The sequence below is a fragment of the Streptococcus massiliensis DSM 18628 genome (assembly GCF_000380065.1).
Taxonomy (GTDB): domain Bacteria; phylum Bacillota; class Bacilli; order Lactobacillales; family Streptococcaceae; genus Streptococcus; species Streptococcus massiliensis.
Window position 1 is genome coordinate 1 of the sequence record NZ_KB904396.1, and the last position, 17,098, is coordinate 17,098.

Annotated in this window: 21 protein-coding genes, 2 pseudogenes and 1 other annotated feature; of the genes and pseudogenes, 20 read left to right on the plus strand and 3 right to left on the minus strand. The window is 36.9% G+C overall.

Annotation, left to right across the window (positions count from 1 at the left end):
- A pseudogene (locus A3I3_RS11290) lies at positions 1–169 on the minus strand (IS1182 family transposase); the annotation flags it as partial.
- Here A3I3_RS11290 and A3I3_RS11130 point away from each other — a divergent pair.
- From A3I3_RS11130 to A3I3_RS0106425, 14 genes and pseudogenes are all read left to right on the plus strand, one after another.
- Positions 130–321, plus strand: a complete 192-nt coding sequence (locus tag A3I3_RS11130) for a hypothetical protein (protein ID WP_018371892.1) — start codon at positions 130–132, stop codon at positions 319–321. The pseudogene A3I3_RS11290 and the gene A3I3_RS11130 sit on opposite strands and share 40 nt — an antisense overlap.
- A 266-nt stretch (positions 322–587) precedes the next feature.
- Entirely contained in the window at positions 588–1,736 is a 1,149-nt protein-coding gene (gene cps2T / locus A3I3_RS0106360) for a beta 1-4 rhamnosyltransferase Cps2T (RefSeq protein ID WP_018371894.1), read from the plus strand.
- Entirely contained in the window at positions 1,733–2,674 is a 942-nt protein-coding gene (locus tag A3I3_RS0106365; protein WP_018371895.1) for a glycosyltransferase family 2 protein, read from the plus strand. Before cps2T ends, A3I3_RS0106365 begins: the two co-directional genes overlap by 4 nt.
- Entirely contained in the window at positions 2,674–3,480 is an 807-nt protein-coding gene (locus A3I3_RS0106370) for an ABC transporter permease (RefSeq protein ID WP_018371896.1), read from the plus strand. Before A3I3_RS0106365 ends, A3I3_RS0106370 begins: the two co-directional genes overlap by 1 nt.
- Complete coding sequence (locus tag A3I3_RS0106375) at positions 3,480–4,646, plus strand: ABC transporter ATP-binding protein (RefSeq protein ID WP_018371897.1); 1,167 nt, start codon at positions 3,480–3,482, stop codon at positions 4,644–4,646. Before A3I3_RS0106370 ends, A3I3_RS0106375 begins: the two co-directional genes overlap by 1 nt.
- An 18-nt stretch (positions 4,647–4,664) precedes the next feature.
- Positions 4,665–5,939 carry a glycosyltransferase family protein gene (locus tag A3I3_RS0106380; protein ID WP_018371898.1) on the plus strand — a complete coding sequence of 425 codons (1,275 nt, stop codon included), beginning with the start codon at positions 4,665–4,667 and terminating at the stop codon, positions 5,937–5,939.
- Positions 5,940–5,963: 24 nt separating this feature from the next.
- Complete coding sequence (locus A3I3_RS0106385; RefSeq protein WP_018371899.1) at positions 5,964–7,190, plus strand: rhamnosyltransferase WsaF family glycosyltransferase; 1,227 nt, start codon at positions 5,964–5,966, stop codon at positions 7,188–7,190.
- A complete protein-coding gene (locus A3I3_RS0106390; RefSeq protein WP_018371900.1) occupies positions 7,183–8,160 on the plus strand; it encodes a glycosyltransferase family A protein in 978 nt (325 codons plus the stop codon). The genes A3I3_RS0106385 and A3I3_RS0106390 overlap by 8 nt, the downstream gene beginning before the upstream one ends.
- A 25-nt stretch (positions 8,161–8,185) precedes the next feature.
- Complete coding sequence (locus A3I3_RS0106395; RefSeq protein WP_018371901.1) at positions 8,186–9,664, plus strand: DUF2142 domain-containing protein; 1,479 nt, start codon at positions 8,186–8,188, stop codon at positions 9,662–9,664.
- A 10-nt stretch (positions 9,665–9,674) separates the two neighbouring features.
- Positions 9,675–10,013 carry a hypothetical protein gene (locus tag A3I3_RS0106400; RefSeq protein WP_018371902.1) on the plus strand — a complete coding sequence of 113 codons (339 nt, stop codon included), beginning with the start codon at positions 9,675–9,677 and terminating at the stop codon, positions 10,011–10,013.
- Between the two features lie 87 nt (positions 10,014–10,100).
- Complete coding sequence (locus A3I3_RS0106405; RefSeq protein WP_018371903.1) at positions 10,101–10,994, plus strand: hypothetical protein; 894 nt, start codon at positions 10,101–10,103, stop codon at positions 10,992–10,994.
- Between the two features lie 59 nt (positions 10,995–11,053).
- Positions 11,054–11,827 (plus strand): annotated as a pseudogene (locus A3I3_RS0106410) (sulfatase-like hydrolase/transferase).
- 47 nt (positions 11,828–11,874) lie between these two features.
- Positions 11,875–12,186: a hypothetical protein gene (locus A3I3_RS0106420; protein WP_018371906.1), complete on the plus strand. Its 312-nt coding sequence runs from the start codon at positions 11,875–11,877 to the stop codon at positions 12,184–12,186.
- A gap of 119 nt (positions 12,187–12,305) precedes the next feature.
- Positions 12,306–12,779 carry an EbsA family protein gene (locus A3I3_RS0106425; RefSeq protein ID WP_018371907.1) on the plus strand — a complete coding sequence of 158 codons (474 nt, stop codon included), beginning with the start codon at positions 12,306–12,308 and terminating at the stop codon, positions 12,777–12,779.
- On the opposite strand, the gene A3I3_RS10540 is transcribed toward A3I3_RS0106425, so the two are convergent.
- Positions 12,742–12,969: a ferredoxin gene (locus tag A3I3_RS10540; protein WP_081600733.1), complete on the minus strand. Its 228-nt coding sequence runs from the start codon at positions 12,967–12,969 to the stop codon at positions 12,742–12,744. The genes A3I3_RS0106425 and A3I3_RS10540 overlap by 38 nt on opposite strands.
- Before the next feature lie 45 nt (positions 12,970–13,014).
- Between A3I3_RS10540 and A3I3_RS0106430 the strand changes: the two genes are divergently transcribed.
- The 6 genes from A3I3_RS0106430 to gloA all read left to right on the plus strand — a co-directional run bounded on the left by A3I3_RS0106430 (position 13,015) and on the right by gloA (position 15,955).
- Positions 13,015–13,464, plus strand: coding sequence for an SAG1386/EF1546 family surface-associated protein (locus A3I3_RS0106430; RefSeq protein ID WP_018371908.1), 450 nt, complete (start codon positions 13,015–13,017; stop codon positions 13,462–13,464).
- A gap of 9 nt (positions 13,465–13,473) precedes the next feature.
- The gene (gene cmk, locus A3I3_RS0106435; RefSeq protein WP_018371909.1) at positions 13,474–14,151 is read left to right on the plus strand and encodes a (d)CMP kinase; all 678 of its coding nucleotides are present in this window, start codon (positions 13,474–13,476) and stop codon (positions 14,149–14,151) included.
- A gap of 26 nt (positions 14,152–14,177) precedes the next feature.
- Positions 14,178–14,307: a sequence feature (ribosomal protein L20 leader region), on the plus strand.
- A 15-nt stretch (positions 14,308–14,322) separates the two neighbouring features.
- Positions 14,323–14,853 carry a translation initiation factor IF-3 gene (gene infC / locus A3I3_RS0106440; RefSeq protein WP_018371910.1) on the plus strand — a complete coding sequence of 177 codons (531 nt, stop codon included), beginning with the start codon at positions 14,323–14,325 and terminating at the stop codon, positions 14,851–14,853.
- Positions 14,854–14,884: 31 nt separating this feature from the next.
- Positions 14,885–15,085: a 50S ribosomal protein L35 gene (rpmI, locus tag A3I3_RS0106445; protein WP_003034914.1), complete on the plus strand. Its 201-nt coding sequence runs from the start codon at positions 14,885–14,887 to the stop codon at positions 15,083–15,085.
- Positions 15,086–15,131: 46 nt separating this feature from the next.
- Positions 15,132–15,491: a 50S ribosomal protein L20 gene (gene rplT / locus A3I3_RS0106450; protein ID WP_000124830.1), complete on the plus strand. Its 360-nt coding sequence runs from the start codon at positions 15,132–15,134 to the stop codon at positions 15,489–15,491.
- 77 nt (positions 15,492–15,568) lie between these two features.
- A complete protein-coding gene (gene gloA, locus A3I3_RS0106455; protein WP_018371911.1) occupies positions 15,569–15,955 on the plus strand; it encodes a lactoylglutathione lyase in 387 nt (128 codons plus the stop codon).
- Between the two features lie 189 nt (positions 15,956–16,144).
- On the opposite strand, the gene A3I3_RS0106460 is transcribed toward gloA, so the two are convergent.
- A complete protein-coding gene (locus A3I3_RS0106460; protein WP_018371912.1) occupies positions 16,145–16,801 on the minus strand; it encodes a copper homeostasis protein CutC in 657 nt (218 codons plus the stop codon).
- Positions 16,802–17,098: the final 297 nt, after the last annotated feature.

Below are 17,098 nucleotides of genomic sequence, written 5' to 3' on the forward strand. Positions count from 1 at the left end.
TTTTAGGGTGATAAGACGGGCGACCAAAGGCATGATAGAAGGCGTGGAAGTGACAATCCTCCAAAGTATTCACCACTTTTTCAATCGTAAAGACGAGATGGTCTTGTGGCAAGAAAGAACTGATTTCTAGTGGTAAAGTTGTTTGATTTGTGTTATAGTGAATATGCATGGGATAGCCTTTCTAAATNGTTTATTGTGCAATTCTATTTTACCAAGACTATCGCAACCATGCAAAAAAGCAACGGATTTGCCGTTGCTTTTTTTGGAGATAAGGGACTATTGTCCCAGGCTCTTTTTATTGTCTGTAAGGTACGTTGGTAAGTAAGAAAGAACTTATTGTCAACCATAATAGATAGAAAAAATCTGTGATTTTAGAGAAGATTGAAAAAGTCTTCTCTTTTTGCATGTTTACAACAATTCTCATCATGTAGTTTTTACATTTAGAACAATTTATATTGATTTTAACTCACTCATTATGGATTTTTGAGTTAAAAGTGGGCTAGCTAGTCTAGCTCCTTTTTTGCTGCAAACTTCTCCATAAAGTGGTATAATAGAATGGATTGTAAAATCTTGAATTGAGGAAAAACATGCAGCATGTATTCATCATCGGAAGTCGCGGACTTCCTGCTAAATATGGTGGTTTTGAAACCTTTGTTGAAAAGTTGGTCGAAAATCAACAGTCATCTCAGATTCAGTACCACGTGGCTTGCTTGTCAGATGATGAAGCCTATCATCATTTTGATTACAAGGGAGTGGATTGTTTCACCATTCGCGCGCCTAAATTAGGCCCTGCACGGGTCATTGCCTATGATATGCTGGCAATCAACTACGGGCTCAAGCTGGTCAAGGAGCAGAAGTTAGAGCGTCCGATTTTCTATATTTTGGGAAATACGATTGGGGCTTTCATTGCCAGATTTGCAAGGAAAATCCATGCGGCTGGCGGACTTTTCTTTGTCAATCCTGACGGTCTAGAGTGGAAGCGTGCCAAATGGGCAGGCTATGTGCAGGCCTATCTCAAATATTCGGAGAAAATCATGACCAAGCATGCAGACTTGGTCATCTCAGACAATCGAGGAATTGAGAACTACATTCAGCAGGCTTATCCTTGGTCTAAGACCACTTTTATCGCTTACGGAACGGATTTGAGTTTGTCTAGCTTGACGGCTAGCGACAGCAAGGTGCGAGATTTTTTTGACAAGTGGAGCAGTCAGGAGAAAGACTATTATTTGATTGTGGGGCGTTTTGTCCCCGAAAATAACTACGAGACCGCCATTCGTCAATTTATGAAATCAAGCACTGAGCGGGATCTCATCATCATTTGCAATCAGGAGGGCAATCCTTATTTTGAGGAATTGCGCCAGAAAACGAATTTTGAAAAAGACAAGCGGATTAAGTTCGTCGGGACGGTTTACGACCAAGCCTTACTCAAATATATCCGCAACCAAGCCTTTGCCTATATTCATGGGCATGAGGTGGGCGGCACCAATCCAGGGCTTCTGGAAGCACTGGCTCAGACAGATTTAAACTTGGTCTTAGGCGTTGACTTTAATCAACAAGTCGCTAAAGATACGGCCTACTATTGGCACAAGGAAGATGATAGTTTGGCGGCTTTGATTGACCAAGTGGATAAAGAGCAGGATTTTCGCGCGCTCGGTCAGGCTGCCAAGGACAATATGAAAGAAGATTACACCTGGGAAAAAATTGTGGGTGAATACGAGGAATTATTTTTATCATGAAAGTCAATATTCTCATGTCCACCTATAACGGTGAGAAATTTTTAGAGCAGCAAATTGAAAGTATCCAGCAGCAGACCTTTCCAGACTGGAACCTGCTCATTCGCGATGACGGCTCGAGCGATGCGACCGTTCAAATCATTGAGCGCTTTGTCAAGCAGGATCCGCGCATTCGCTTTATCAATGAGGCGGGCGAGGGGAATTTGGGCGTCATCAAGAGCTTTCATCGCCTGCTAGATTTTGAAGCAGCTGATTATTACTTTTTCAGCGACCAAGACGATGTTTGGCTGCCGGACAAGGTAGCCATGCAGATGCTTACAGCTGCAGAGTATGAGACTGATCAGCCGCTTTTGGTTTATACAGACTTGAAAGTGGTGGATCAAGACTTAAATGTCGTTCACGAAAGCATGATACGAGCTCAGTCAGGACATGCCAACACCGAACTTTTACAAGAATTGACTGAAAATACGGTAACGGGCGGTGTATCCATGATTAACCACAGCTTGGCTCGCTTGTGGACGGGAAAAGAGCAGCACGCTTTGCTTATGCACGACTGGTACTTGGCCTTACTCGCTACAGCTTTTGGACATTTGGTCTATTTAGACCAAGCAGGAGAGCTCTATCGCCAGCATGATAGCAATGTGCTGGGAGCGCGGACGCTACGCAAGAGAATGCAAAATTGGCTGCGACCGCATTTGCTTTTCACCAAGTACTGGAAGTTAATTGCGGATAGTCAAGAGCAGGCAAAAAATCTTCTGCCCCTGCCTCTGTCAGCAGAAAAGAAAGAGTTGATTGAACATTTTGTGACGATTATGGAAGTTCCCTTCAAGGAGCGTTTGAGGCGCTTACGCCACTATGGCTATCGAAAAAATCGCGCTTTTCACACTTTTATTTTTCGGACACTCATTCTCACAAAATTTGCTTATAAGGAGAAGAAATAATGGACTTTTTTAGTCAGAAAAATCGGATTCTCTTGAAAGAGATGATAAAAACAGACTTTAAATTACGCTATCAGGGAAGTTTGATTGGTCATTTATGGTCTATCTTAAAACCTCTTATGCTATTTACAATCATGTATCTAGTTTTTGTACGTTTTTTGCGTTTCGATGATGGAACCCCGCACTATGCGGTTGGTCTCTTACTTGGTATGGTTACGTGGAATTTTTTCACAGAGGCTACTAGCATGGGCATGTTATCCATAGTTTCTCGCGGAGACTTGCTGAGAAAGATTAACTTTCCTAAAGAAATCATTGTCATTTCATCTGTTTGTGGAGCAGCAATTAATTACTCAATCAACTTGGTTGTTGTTTTGGTATTTGGTTTGATTAATGGTATTTCTCTTAGCTTGAGTATGTTGGTTGTCGTTCCCTTATTTATTGAATTGGCCTTGTTTTCAACGGGTATAGCTTTTATTTTAGCAACTTATTTTGTTAAATTTAGAGATATGGGACCTATCTGGGAAGTCATTCTTCAAGCTGGTATGTATGCAACGCCTATCATTTACTCCATTACCTATATCATTCAGCGCGGACATGATACCATTGCTAAAATTATGATGATGAATCCTTTAGCACAGATTATTCAAGAATTGAGGCACTATATTGTCTATTCAGGTACAATCGTTAGTTGGGAAATGTTCAATAATAAATTCTTTGTTCTGATTCCGTATCTCTTGTCTCTTGGAGTATTTATTATTGGCTACCTCATCTTTAAAAGAAATGCAAAGAAATTCGCGGAGATTCTATAATGTCAGAAAAACAAATTGTATTGAAAGTAGATAAGGTCAGTAAGACATTCAGATTGCCTACTGAAGCAACTCAAAGTCTTAGAACAAGTCTAGTTAATTACTTTAGAGGAATTAAAGGATACAAAGAACAACATGTTTTGGAAAACATTTCCTTTGAAGTTGAAAAAGGTGATTTCTTCGGGATTGTTGGTCGAAACGGTTCCGGTAAATCAACACTTTTAAAAATAATCTCTAAAATTTATAGTCCAGAATCAGGAACGGTTACAGTGAATGGAACCTTAGTCCCCTTTATCGAGTTGGGAGTGGGTTTTAATCCAGAATTAACAGGTCGAGAAAATGTTTATATGAATGGTGCTCTTCTTGGTTTTTCAAAGGAGGCAGTTGATGATATGTATCATGATATCGTTGAATTTGCTGAACTTGAGGAATTTATGGATCAAAAACTAAAAAATTATTCGTCTGGTATGCAAGTGCGCCTAGCCTTTTCAATTGCTATTAAAGCACAAGGTGATATTCTGATTCTTGACGAGGTTTTAGCAGTTGGTGATGAAGCTTTTCAACGAAAATGTTTTGATTATTTTGCACAACTGAAGCGGCAGAAAAAAACAGTTATCTTAGTCACACACTCGATGGAGCAAGTTCAACGTTTCTGTAATAAGGCTATGCTCATTGACAAAGGTCATAAGACCGAAATTGGAACACCGATGGAAATTGCTCGTATTTATAAGGCATTAAATGGAATTGATGTGGAGGTTGAGAAGGAAACGGTCTCAGAAAATCAAGGTATTTCGGTAGATGCTAATTTTAAAAACGATGAAAATAAAAAACTTATTTTCGATTTCACAACTTCCTTTGAGAAGTTGATTGAAGATCCTGTTTTAACGTTTACGATTCACAAAGTTACTGGTGAATTGCTTTTCCGCTGGGTTTCAGACGAAGAATTAGATGAACAAGTTGTCGTAAAAAATGGACGAAATTCATTGCACTTAGAAATTCAGAATATCTTTCCAAATGGGAAGTTTATAACAGAATTTGGAGTGAAATCAAGAGATCGTTCAAAAGAATATGCTTTGTTTAGTGGTATCACAGATTTTGAGCTAATCAATCGTGGAAAAGCAGGTAATAATATTTATTGGAAACCAGAAGTTTCATTCTTGATAAAATAATAACTCCGGAGACACCATATGTTTAGAGGAAAAAGATTTTTATTGACACATATTTGGCTACGCGGATTTGGTGGAGCCGAGCTGAATATTTTAGAATTGGCTACTTTTCTTAAAAGAAATGGAGCAGAAGTAGAAGTATTTACTTTTCTTCTCTTATCACCTTTGGCAGAGGAGTTTACCAAAAATGGAATTACTGTAATAGATGACATCGATCATTCTTTTACTGTGTCAGACTACGATTACATTTGGTGTGCTCAAAATATCCTCCCTCCTGCAATAGTCCAAGAGTTAATGAATAAACAAACTAAACTTCCTAAGTTTGCCTTTTTTCACATGGCTGCCTTAGAAGATCATGTTTTAGAACAACCTTATATTCATCAATTGGAAACGAAGCTTTCTTCCTCAGCGTTAGCAATTTCTGAAGAAATAATAGAGAAAAATTTATCTCGTTATTTCACCGAAAATGAGAATATAGTTTTATATCAAAATCCAGCCCCAAGTGAGTATGGGAGTTATACTTTTGGTAGAAAAACGCTAAAAAAGATTATGGTAATTTCCAATCATCCGCCAAAAGAATTATTGGATCTGTCCGAGGTATTTCAGGAAAAAGATATCGTTGTTGATTATTATGGCGTTTGGTCGGACAAATACGAGTTGGCAAGTCCAGAGTTATTCCTTAATTATGATTGTGTCATCGGTATCGGAAAAAATGTGCAATATTGCTTAACAATAGGAATACCTATCTATATTTATGACCATTTTAACGGACCAGGATTTCTTAATGAAGAAAATTTTGCTCTTGCAGAGAAACATAATTTTTCTGGGCGAGGATTTGAGCAGCTTAAACGAACTAGTAAGGAAATAGCTGAAGAAATTCTCGTCAATTTTGAAAAAACTCGAGAATTTCAAATGGACAATTTAGCAACTTTTAGAGATAAGTTTCTGATGGATCATGTTATCAAGAGGGTGATTGACTATTTGGATAAACAAAATAAGGAGATTAAAGCGTTCGACTTACCATATGCCAGTTATGTCCAAGCTATGATTTTATTGATTAAAAATACAGTTGTTAGACTTGATAATGACGTGGTTAATTTGTGGAAACAAATTGATGTGGATAAAAATGAAATAAATATTTTAAATGAACAATTACTAGCTTTAGAAGAAAATAGAGATTATTGGAAGTCTGAACAAGAAAAGCTTTACAAAGAAATTGGACTTATCAAAGTCTCTAGATCCTATCGTTTCTTTGAAAAATTAAGACAATTACGAAAAAGAACTAAAAGGAAATAAAAGATTAAAAGGAGTCAGGTTAAAATGAACCGTATCATCAGAAGTTACCAAAACGAAGGAGCGCGAGCAACGCTTAGAAAAATTTATGAACGTCTCTCAGGGAAAAAGAATCCGCAAACTATTTCTTCAAAAATAGATCTAAATCATATTCCAGTGATGCCTCAGTTTGAAGATATTGCACTAGCCGATTATATCAATCAACCTTATCAAAAACCTTCTAAACTAAACAAAGATAAATTAAATATCGCTTGGGTCACTCCACCAGTGGGACCGGGAGGGGGCGGTCATACTACGATTTCACGTTTTGTGAAACACCTCCAAGCTCAAGGTCATCAATTAACCTTTTATATCTATAGAAATAATACTATCAATCAATCTGCGAAAGAAGCACAAGAAGTATTTGAACGTTCTTACGGCTTAAATGTTTTATGTAAGGAATTAGAAGAATTTACCAAAGAAGATGTAGTTTTTGCAACGAGTTGGGAAACGGCTTATGCTGTCTTTAATTTAGCAGGTGAGAACTTACATAAATTTTATTTTGTTCAAGACTTTGAACCTGTATTTTATGGGCTAGGTTCACGTTATAAGCTGGCTGAAGCTACCTACAAGTTTGGATTTTATGGAATTACAGCAGGAAAATGGTTGCCTAAGAAGCTACAAGAATATGGTATGGATGCAGATTATTTTAATTTTGGTGCAGACATTGACATTTATCGACCAAAAGAAGAGAAGCTAAAGAAAAAGAAAATTTGTTTTTATGCTCGGGCGCATACTGAAAGACGTGGATTTGAACTTGGTGTTATGGCTTTAAAAATTTTTAAGGAAAGACACCCAGAGTATGAAATTGAGTTTTTTGGGCAAGATATGTCTGCTTATGATATTCCTTTTGAGTTTACGAACCGAGGAATTTTGACCAAAGAACAATTGGCAACTTTATATCACGAAAGTGTTGCGTGCTTAGTTCTTTCTTTGACAAACGTTTCCTTGTTGCCATTAGAGTTATTAGTAGCGGGCTGTATTCCTGTCATGAATGAAGGTGAAAATAATACAATGGTCTTAGGAGATAACTCAGATATTGCCTATGCTCAGGCCTATCCTGTTGCTCTGGCTGAGGAATTATGTAAAGCAGTTGATCGCGACTCTAAGGAAGAATATGCTAAGGAAATTAGCAGCCATTATGATAACATTTCGTGGGAAGAAAGTTATAAAAAAGTAGAAGCGATTATTCGCCGTGAGGTAATCAATGAATGAGAAATTAAAAGCGACTGTATTTATTCCAGTTTATAATGGAGAACATGACCACCTTGAAGAAACACTCACCGCTTTGTATAAACAGAAAACAGATTTTAAGTGGGATGTATTGGTAACAGATTCTGGTTCAAGTGATAAATCCGTACTAATCATTGAAAAGTTTGCTCAGCAATATGGTAATTTAACTCTAAAAGAAATAGCCAAGGAAGATTACTCGCATGGTGCTACACGTCAAATGGCGGCCGAGATTTCTCGGGGAGAATTCATGGTTTATTTAACACAGGATGCCATTCCTTATAATGAAAATTGGTTATCAGAAATGATCGCGCCGTTTGAAATAAACAATAAAATTGTTGCTGTTTTAGGGCGTCAAAAACCACGTTTATCTTGTTTTCCCGCAATGAAGTACGATATCAATGCAGTTTTTAACGAACAAGGTGTTGAAGATGCAATTACTATTTGGAAAAGAGATAATCCAGATTTTGTAGGCAAATATACAAAAGAATCTTTTTATAGTGATGTTTGCTCAGCCGCTCCAAGAGAGTTTTTGCTTCGTACAATCCCTTATCGACCGGTTAAGTACTCAGAAGATTATGAGTATGGAAAAGATGTTATGGATGCTGGTTATTTGAAAGCCTATAACTCTAAAGCAATTGTTGAGCATTCAAATGATGTATTTCTATCACAATATAAAAAACGTATCTTTGATGAGACCTATAATGTACGATTAAATAGTGGAATTACGAATAACATTTCACTTTTAACAGTAGTATGGAACTCTTTTAAAGGAACCATGAAAGATGCGCCAAAGATTTTCCGAGATAAGGATTTTTCTTGGAAGAGAAAATGCTATTGGACTTTGGTGAATCCCTTATTCCATCTTGAAAAATGGCGGGGAATTCGTTTAGCCAATAGAGTTAATTTGAATCAGAATCATTCAAAATATTCTTTAGAACAGGGAAAAAGATAGACTTAGTCTAATCTAGGGGAAGATAATGAAATTAAGTTTTGAAAAGATAAGAAATATTGTTATCTCAATCTTATTAATAATATTTTGTCAATTAACAATTAACCTACCTTTCAAACTAAAATTAGAACAAAATTTTTGGTTTATTGTGATAGGAGTTGTTCTCTACTTTATTATCACTGACTTTCATAAAAAAGAAAAGCTGGCTAAAAATGCGTTCTTCTTGATCCTAATTTTTGGTAGCGTGGTTGCTCTTAATCGACCCGTACAATATGGTCTGGATGAAGAAACACATTTAGAGAATGCAATTGGCATATCCGATAGTCTATTCTTTAAGTATTCAAAAGAAGATATATCAGATTATGACGCAGTCCTGATACATGATGGAATTCGAAATCAAAAAAATTTTCAAGGTGATGATTATTGGTATTCCGTAGAACATAAAGATAGTAAGATTAGTGGGAAACCGATTGGTTTTGATAATCCCGCTTATATCCCTGGAATGATTGGTTGGAATTTGGGACGATTGATTTCTAACAAAGTATATGTGTCATACTATCTAGGACGAATTTTCCATGTTTTAGCATATGCATTATTAGTCTTTTTTGCTATTAAATTAGGCAGAGCATATAAAGAACTGATTTATCTACTAGGAACATTGCCATCTACGATTTATATCATTTCAAGTTATCATTATGACTATCTTTATTTTGGGATGTCTTTACTTTTAATTGCACTTCTTACTAACATTTTGTCTGGTTATACAAAAATTACTAACAAAATCGCTATTGCCTTTCAAGCTATGGTTCTACCTTTTGCCTTTGCAAAGTTTCCTTTTGTATTAGCTGGCAGTTTACTATCAATCTTATCTGAAAAATATTACGAAACAAGAAAAGTAAGATGGCTATCAACAGGGTTGTTCTTTTTAAATATGCTCTTTGCCTTACTTTTTGCAGGCTTTATTCGTGTGTTTGACACCACTGCAAGTGTTGCTGGTGAGAGACCTAGTATCTTTTACTTTATTAGGCACCCATTTCCTGTTATTAGAACGTTACTCAATGCTCCATCAGCTATTTTAGATAATTTTGTTAGTCGACCTTTACAGTATATTGCGAAAGATTCTCCTTTATTAATAACTATGACAGCTATCTTTTTTGTAGTATGCCTGTTTGTAATATCAATTCAAACAAAAGTAAAACTTTCCCCTGCTTTTAAGTTGTTCACAGTTTCCCTTTTCATTGGTATAGCAGCTTTACTAGCTTATGCAATGACGGGAGATCCGCGTGTTTATACACCTGGTAGTATTTGGATTGGTGGAGTTCAGGGAAGATATTATTTTCTAATGATTACTTTTCTTCCTCTTTTCTTAGGAGATTTTCTTCATCGAAAATTTGAAATTCGACCATTTTCAGAACAGGAATCGAATTTCTTTACTGGTATTTTGCAGTATGGCATAACTTTTTTAGTGATTTTTACAATGGGTGTAGCTTTATACACTCAAATATAGAGGGGTTGGAATGTCTTTGTCATCATTGTTAAAGTTAGCTTTCTCCTCTTTGTTTAAAACGGGTGTACATATGAAAATGTTTAAAAAGATATCACAACAGGATCAACTTTATCTTTATTTTATCTTATTATGTTTTCTAATCAATAATTATTTAGTGCAGGAAGCGATTATTAAGACACAGAAAGAAGTTAGAGGAATTGAAAATTATCAAACAGGTAGCCTCTTTCTTTATGTTGTTGGAATGACAAGTGTAGCTTTTTTTGTAAGTAGTTATCACATTAATTGGAAATTTTTATTAAAAATACCCATTATTTACCTTGTTTATTCCGGACTTTCTTATTTAATTTAGATAACTCTTAATATAAATAATCCAAGTTTTAAATGGAATCACTTTATAGAAAACCATTATTATCAAGAAGGTTACTTTCTAACCTTCATGATATTGGTGATTTTAATTGTGCTTTTAAAATTGCTTAGATCAAAATTTAAGTTTTTTAATAGAATCAAAAATTTAGATCTTCCTGTAGATTTCGATAACATTATTTTCTCTCAACTATTTTTATCCTTTTGCTTAACGGATACGAAGATAGTCAGTCTTTTGGCTCATACGCAGTGGGTAATGCGTTTAAAAGAAACCTATTTTTCGGAAGAACACTTTTGGGTTATTCTGGCTACCGTTATACTCTTATCTTTAGTGGGGACAGGTCTATCTTACTTAGTAACTAGAGGATTACGCGATTTCATCCATAATCGTTCAAGTTTTGCCTTAGCAGTGATTACTAGTTTGATTTTTGCGGTCATATTTAACTTAGCTATTCAAATGAGTTTGGGAGAGGGAGTGCCTCATTATGGTACCTTTATTTTCCAAGGAGCTGTTGATTTTCAATTTGTTATCTTTTCTTTAGTTTTCCTACTTATCTATGTCCTTATCAACCGATATACTATCGCTTCCATTTTGATTTTATTTTTAGGAGTTACGTTTACTTATGCTAATTACCTAAAAGTAAGTATGAGAGGAGAGCCGATATTGCCAAGCGATTTAGTTTGGGTACTAAAACCTCAGACTTTATTCGGATTTGTGGATGCTTCCTTTTTCATATATTTCTTTATTGGACTTTCAGCAATAGGTCTAGTTTTATTCTTTGTTAGAAAATATTTATTTTCTAATCCCATTTTACCTTCTTGGAAATGGCAAGCAGCTATCAGTATCATTCTTCTTAGTCCGTTTGTTATGATTTTTCAATTATTAGGAATGAGAAATGATAACAAGATTCCTGAGAATGTTCCTATCCTTTCTGTTCTCAATATATTGCATGGATGGGAAATTTAAATCATGCAAGATATAAATCCTTATCCTTTGTTTGGTTTAATCAATTAGCAATTCCTGTAATGGATGAACCGAAGAACTATAATGCTACTACTATAAAAAAGATAGAGGAAAAGTACAAGAAGTTAGCTACTAAAATAAATGCCGTACGTAAAGAAAATTTAGAGAATCAGACAGTCATTTATCTTCTAAGCGAAAGTTTTTCAGATCCTACAAGAGTAGAAGGGATTACTGTTTCTGAAAACCCAATTCCATATATTCAAGAGGTTAAATCGAAATTTACAAGTGGTTTAATGAAGTTTGATGGTTATGGTGGTGGGACTGCTAATATGGAATTTCAGACTTTAACAGGTCTTCCTTTTTACAACCTATCTCCTAATGTATCAGTTATCTATACGGAAGTTTTTCCACAAATGAAATACATCCCAACTATTAGTGATGTTTATAAATCAACTAATCGCATAGCTATTCATCTGGCGAGCGGATCAAATTATTCGCGTGATTATATTTATAGAAGCTTGAAATTTAACGATTTTCTTAATACAGATAATAAAAAAACATCTTTTAAAAGCGAAGGTTCGTATCCTAGCGATGCTTCTACTTATTAGTTAGTTTTAGATAATATTAAAAAAGACCAGAATCAGTTTTTCTCTGTGATTACTATGCAAAATCACGCAGTATGGCAAGAGTCTAATCCACCTGAAATAACAGCAGAAGGTAAAGGTTTTGCTGATGATGAGAATGACAAGTTGAGAAGTTATACTCACCTCCTCCGTCATACAGATAATGCGACAAAAGACTTTTTCAGCAAGTTATCACAATTAAATAAAAAGTAACAGTTGTTTTTTACGGAGACCATTTACCAGGATTGTATCCTTTGACGATGTTCGATAAAAATCCTGACAGTCAATACCAGACTGATTACTTTATTTGGTCTAATTATGAAACTCCTAAATTAAATTATCCTCTAGTTAATTCCAGCGATTTCTCGGCTTTAATGTTGGAACAAACAAATTCCAAAGTGTCGCCATACTACGCGCTCCTGACCAATGTTCTGCACAATGCGAGCGTTGATAAAAAGAACTTAGATTCGGAAGCGCAGCAAATAGCGGACGAGATGAAGCTGGTGGAATACGATGTGGTCAGCGGGGAAAAGTACTTGTCTAAAGATTTTTTTAAACTATCCAGCAAATAAAAAATAGAATAGGGACTTTCCTATTCTATTTTCCCCTTTTTTATGCTAAACTAATAGTAGGTAGATGATATTTTAGGTTTAAGTACTTATTTAACACTTGTACTTAGGGGAGGCGCAAAATGATTAAGTTGTTTGGGCAAGTTCGTTACCATTGGCAACCAGAGTTGTCTGTATCAATTATTTATTGGTCTTTATCAGTTGTTCCAATTTTTATTGGTTTTGCACTGATGTATGAAAGTTCAAATGTTCCGACACTAGTTCTATCTTTAATTTTTGCTTGTCTGGTATTTCTTGCATTAGGTGTTCATCGTTATTTCACTATTTGCGATAATGGTAATTTACGTGTGATTGCAGCATTGCCATTTCGTTCTTCAAAAATTCAGATTGCAACAATTGATAAAGTGGAGGTTAATAAAACCTCTGTCACTTTCCATTTTAATAATGGCAAAAAAAAGCGCACTTTCTACATGAGGAAGTGGCCTAAGAAGTATTTTATCAACGCTCTAGCTCTTAATCCTTACTTTAAGGGTGAGGTTGAATTGAGTGATCATTTGATTAATTTGGATTATTTTGAGACTTATTATACGGATTAGTAGCAAGGAGTGCGCGAGTAGGGCAGTTTCGGATAGCTTCGAGAAGTTCTGGTGAGCTGGGATATTCTTGTTCGAGTTCATCATTGTTGCTAAATTTGACAATTCCATTGTCATGATAATCAAAGATCTCAGAATAGGTTTGACAAAGCCCACAAGCGATACAGCGCTCGGGTAGGAGTTTAACTTTCATAATTCTATTGTAATCGGATTTTGAAAAAAATACAAGGAGGAAGTCATGGCAAAAGAACCATGGGAAGAAAATGTGTATGATAAGGGAGAAGAAACCTTGAGAAGAAGTAAAAAATCAGTAGACGCATGGGCAAATCGCATTTTGACTATTTTAGCAGTTATTTTCTTTATAGTTGTTATTGTTATTGTTGCAACAATGTTTTACCTGTCTACAGGCGGAAGCAATGAGAAAAAGGCAACTGAAGGCTTTCATAGTTCAGGTGCGGCGGTGAGTACGGTTAGTAGTGCACCAGCAATTTCACAGACAGAAACAAGTGAGACTGAGTCATCGCAATCATCTGGTCCGGGAACCATTACAGTTCAAGCTGGCGAGGGTGAGGCTTCTATCGCAGCGCGTGCGGGGATTTCCATTGCCCAGCTAGAGCAGCTCAACCCGCAGCATATGACACAGGGTTACTGGTATGCTAATCCAGGCGACGTGGTAAAAATCCAATAGGAGTTAGAAATGAGACAAATTCAGATTGCTATTGACGGTCCAGCTTCGAGTGGCAAGAGCACTGTTGCCAAAATCATCGCTAAAGATTTGGGTTACATCTATCTTGATACTGGGGCTATGTACCGTGCAGCGACGTATCTTGTCTTGCAAAATCAGTTGACAGCTGAAAATGTGGACGAGATCACTGCACTTTTGGAGGAATATCCAATTAGTTTTGGGCGCAGTGAAGATGGAGAACAGCTAGTCTTTGTCGGTGATGTTGATATTAGCCACCCGATTCGGGGAAATGATGTGACTAATAACGTATCTTGGCTGGCGGCTTTGGCGCCTGTTCGTGAGAAATTGGTTGCTCTTCAGCAGCAAATTGCTAGCCAAGGTGGCATTGTCATGGACGGTCGCGATATTGGAACGGTCGTTTTGCCCCAAGCCGAGCTGAAAATCTTTTTGGTTGCTTCGGTGGAAGAAAGAGCGGAGCGTCGTTATAAGGAAAATCTGGAAAAGGGAATTGAGACGGACTTTGAAGTCTTGAAAAAAGAGATTGCCGAGCGTGATTACAAGGATAGTCATCGAGAGGTTTCCCCTTTAAAACCAGCAGAGGATTCAATCACTTTTGATACAACAGGAGTGAGCATTCCTGAGGTTGTGGCTTTTATTGAAGAAAAAGCGCAAAAAATTCTTGACAAGTAAGCTGAAACTTGGTATGATAGTAGAGTTGAGAAAAGCAGAAGTGAGAACTTCTCGCCTTGCGACTAACGTTGTCTGGCTCTACGGATTAAGTTTCAGGAATGAAATACTATCATGTAGTGTGGGCTTGCGTTAACAAGTCCGCATTTGTTTTTCTCTAAAAAGGAAAAAGAGGTGAAAACCATCGCAAAACAAGACTTATTCATCAATGATGAGATTCGTGTTCGTGAAGTTCGTTTGATCGGTCTTGACGGCGAACAATTAGGCATCAAGCCACTTAGTGAAGCGCAAGCGATTGCCGACGATGCTAATGTGGATTTGGTCTTGATTCAGCCACAAGCTAAGCCGCCTGTTGCGAAGATTATGGACTATGGCAAGTTCAAATTTGAGTATCAGAAAAAGCAAAAGGAACAACGCAAAAAGCAAAGCGTGATTACGATTAAAGAAGTGCGTCTTAGTCCGACCATTGACAAGGGAGACTTTGAGACCAAACTTCGCAATGCACGAAAATTCCTTGAAAAAGGGAATAAAGTGAAGGTATCCATTCGCTTTAAGGGGCGGATGATTACCCATAAAGAAATTGGAGCTAAGGTTTTAGCGGATTTTGCTCAAGCGACGCAAGATATTGCAATCATTGAACAAAGAGCTAAGATGGATGGACGTCAAATGTTTATGCAGTTAGCACCAATTCCTGACAAGAAATAATTGTCGAAAGTTAGAAAAAGGAGAATATATCATGCCAAAACAAAAAACACACCGCGCATCAGCTAAACGTTTTAAACGTACAGGTTCTGGTGGCTTGAAACGCTTCCGTGCTTACACTTCTCACCGTTTCCACGGAAAAACTAAAAAACAACGTCGTCATCTTCGTAAAGCAGCAATGGTATCTGCAGGAGATTTCAAACGTATCAAAGCAATGCTGACAGGTCTTAAATAAGAGATATTGTAGCAGATTATTCTAGGAAATATTGGAGGAAATATAAATGGCACGTGTTAAAGGTGGCGTTGTATCACGCAAACGTCGTAAACGTATTTTAAAATTAGCTAAAGGTTACTATGGTGCAAAACATATCTTGTTCCGTACTGCAAAAGAACAAGTAATGAATTCTTACTACTATGCATACCGTGACCGTCGTCAAAAGAAACGTGATTTCCGCAAATTGTGGATTACACGTATCAATGCGGCAGCTCGTTTGAACGGACTTTCATATTCACAACTGATGCACGGTTTGAAGTTGGCAGAAATCGAAGTGAACCGTAAAATGCTTGCGGACCTTGCTGTTAATGACGCGGCAGCTTTCACAGCGCTTGCAGATGCAGCCAAGGCTAAACTTGGTAAGTAACATCTAAAACAGGGGTAGAAGCTCCTGTTTTTTTCTTTTTATGGTATACTAGTAGAAAATAAGAAAGAGGTGGCTATATGGCTAGTAAAATGTTGCACACTTGCTTGCGGGTGGAAAACTTGGAAGCATCAATCGAATTTTATGAACAGGCTTTCGGCTTTAAGGAATTGCGCCGCAAGGACTTTCCAGATTACAAGTTTACCATTGTTTACTTGGGGCTTGAGGGCGACGACTACGAGCTGGAATTGACCTATAATTATGACCATGGTCCTTACGTAATCGGTGATGGTTTTGCCCATGTGGCTCTTAGTACGCCAGATTTGGAAGGTTTGCATGCCGAGCATAGCAAGGCTGGTTATGAAGTGACAGAGCCTAAGGGACTGCCGGGCAATCCGCTAAATTACTATTTTGTCAAAGACCCAGACGGCTACAAGGTTGAGGTTATTCGTGAAAAATCTCTCTAATAAAAAAGTTTGAGCATGCTCAAACTTTTTTATTAGAATTTTATTGGTTAATCATTCTTGGTTTTATTTATTAGGGAAGCCTCATATGAATTGCCAAAAGCTGTATTAAAGAAATTCTGTCGAATCATACCAAATACTTTTAAAAAAGTGAATATGTCAATTATTGCAGAGATACAACATGCTCTTTTTCTATGAAAATACAACTTTGCTACCATGGAGTTCGTTCACACCCAATTCGTCAATAAATCGCTGGCGATTGTCTAGATTAATTCCGCCACCAGGCAAAATGGTCAAGCGCCCTGCTGCATGCTTAATCAATTCCTTGTACCAGGCCAAACGTTCTTCCAAACTATCGCCATTTTTCCCAGCACGAGTTAAAATGCGACTAAAGCCATTTTCAGCCAACCAATCAATCGCTTCAAATTGGCGCTCGCGCGGAATGCAGTCAAAAGCCATGTGGAAGACCAATTCACATTCATCACCCAATGAACGAAAATGATCAACTTGGTCAGACAAATAGGCTAAAGCAGCCTCATCTAGCCACCCCTCGTCAGTCAAGCAGCCCAAAACGACTCCATTGGAACCTCGATCTATAGCAATAGCAATATCTGCTATCATACTTTCAACTTCAATTGGATTATAAACAAAATCACCACCGCGAGGGCGAATCATTGTCTGAATGTCAACATCATTTTTTCGTGCCCAAATACATGCTTCCTTAATAATGCCATAAGATGGTGTTGTTCCTCCCACAGCAAGGTTATCACAAAGTTCCACACGACGAGCCCCTGCCTCAAAAGCTTTCTGTAAATCAGTTAAATTTTCTGCACAAAATTCGTAAATCATATTTACTCCTTCATTTTTTATAGTCATAATGTAGCAAGTTTATTCTACTATAATCTATTCGATATTTCAAAGAAAAAATGAATATTTTTTATACTTGGTTGCCTGTCTAGTTACCTTTGTCTTGATATACTGAAGTTCTTTGGAGCTGTTTTTCTTCAATCTAGAATGATGTCTCTAAAGGGCAAAGGGGCTGATTCTTTCTATTGAGTTAAAACGTTACTTTTTATAAATGAAAATTGAGATTATACTAAAAGGGAGTGGGACAGAACTCATTCCCCTAAAAGGAATAGTTCGTTG

Bases quoted from the DNA above. Each gene is read 5' to 3' on its own strand.
- cps2T (WP_018371894.1), top strand. From the start codon at position 588: ATGCAGCATGTATTCATCATCGGAAGTCGCGGACTTCCTGCTAAATAT.
- A3I3_RS0106365 (WP_018371895.1), top strand. From the start codon at position 1,733: ATGAAAGTCAATATTCTCATGTCCACCTATAACGGTGAGAAATTTTTA.
- A3I3_RS0106370 (WP_018371896.1), top strand. From the start codon at position 2,674: ATGGACTTTTTTAGTCAGAAAAATCGGATTCTCTTGAAAGAGATGATA.
- A3I3_RS0106375 (WP_018371897.1), top strand. From the start codon at position 3,480: ATGTCAGAAAAACAAATTGTATTGAAAGTAGATAAGGTCAGTAAGACA.
- A3I3_RS0106380 (WP_018371898.1), top strand. From the start codon at position 4,665: ATGTTTAGAGGAAAAAGATTTTTATTGACACATATTTGGCTACGCGGA.
- A3I3_RS0106385 (WP_018371899.1), top strand. From the start codon at position 5,964: ATGAACCGTATCATCAGAAGTTACCAAAACGAAGGAGCGCGAGCAACG.
- A3I3_RS0106390 (WP_018371900.1), top strand. From the start codon at position 7,183: ATGAATGAGAAATTAAAAGCGACTGTATTTATTCCAGTTTATAATGGA.
- A3I3_RS0106395 (WP_018371901.1), top strand. From the start codon at position 8,186: ATGAAATTAAGTTTTGAAAAGATAAGAAATATTGTTATCTCAATCTTA.
- A3I3_RS0106400 (WP_018371902.1), top strand. From the start codon at position 9,675: ATGTCTTTGTCATCATTGTTAAAGTTAGCTTTCTCCTCTTTGTTTAAA.
- A3I3_RS0106405 (WP_018371903.1), top strand. From the start codon at position 10,101: ATGATATTGGTGATTTTAATTGTGCTTTTAAAATTGCTTAGATCAAAA.
- A3I3_RS0106420 (WP_018371906.1), top strand. From the start codon at position 11,875: ATGTTCGATAAAAATCCTGACAGTCAATACCAGACTGATTACTTTATT.
- A3I3_RS0106425 (WP_018371907.1), top strand. From the start codon at position 12,306: ATGATTAAGTTGTTTGGGCAAGTTCGTTACCATTGGCAACCAGAGTTG.
- A3I3_RS10540 (WP_081600733.1), bottom strand. From the start codon at position 12,969: ATGAAAGTTAAACTCCTACCCGAGCGCTGTATCGCTTGTGGGCTTTGT.
- A3I3_RS0106430 (WP_018371908.1), top strand. From the start codon at position 13,015: ATGGCAAAAGAACCATGGGAAGAAAATGTGTATGATAAGGGAGAAGAA.
- cmk (WP_018371909.1), top strand. From the start codon at position 13,474: ATGAGACAAATTCAGATTGCTATTGACGGTCCAGCTTCGAGTGGCAAG.
- rpmI (WP_003034914.1), top strand. From the start codon at position 14,885: ATGCCAAAACAAAAAACACACCGCGCATCAGCTAAACGTTTTAAACGT.
- rplT (WP_000124830.1), top strand. From the start codon at position 15,132: ATGGCACGTGTTAAAGGTGGCGTTGTATCACGCAAACGTCGTAAACGT.
- gloA (WP_018371911.1), top strand. From the start codon at position 15,569: ATGGCTAGTAAAATGTTGCACACTTGCTTGCGGGTGGAAAACTTGGAA.
- A3I3_RS0106460 (WP_018371912.1), bottom strand. From the start codon at position 16,801: ATGATTTACGAATTTTGTGCAGAAAATTTAACTGATTTACAGAAAGCT.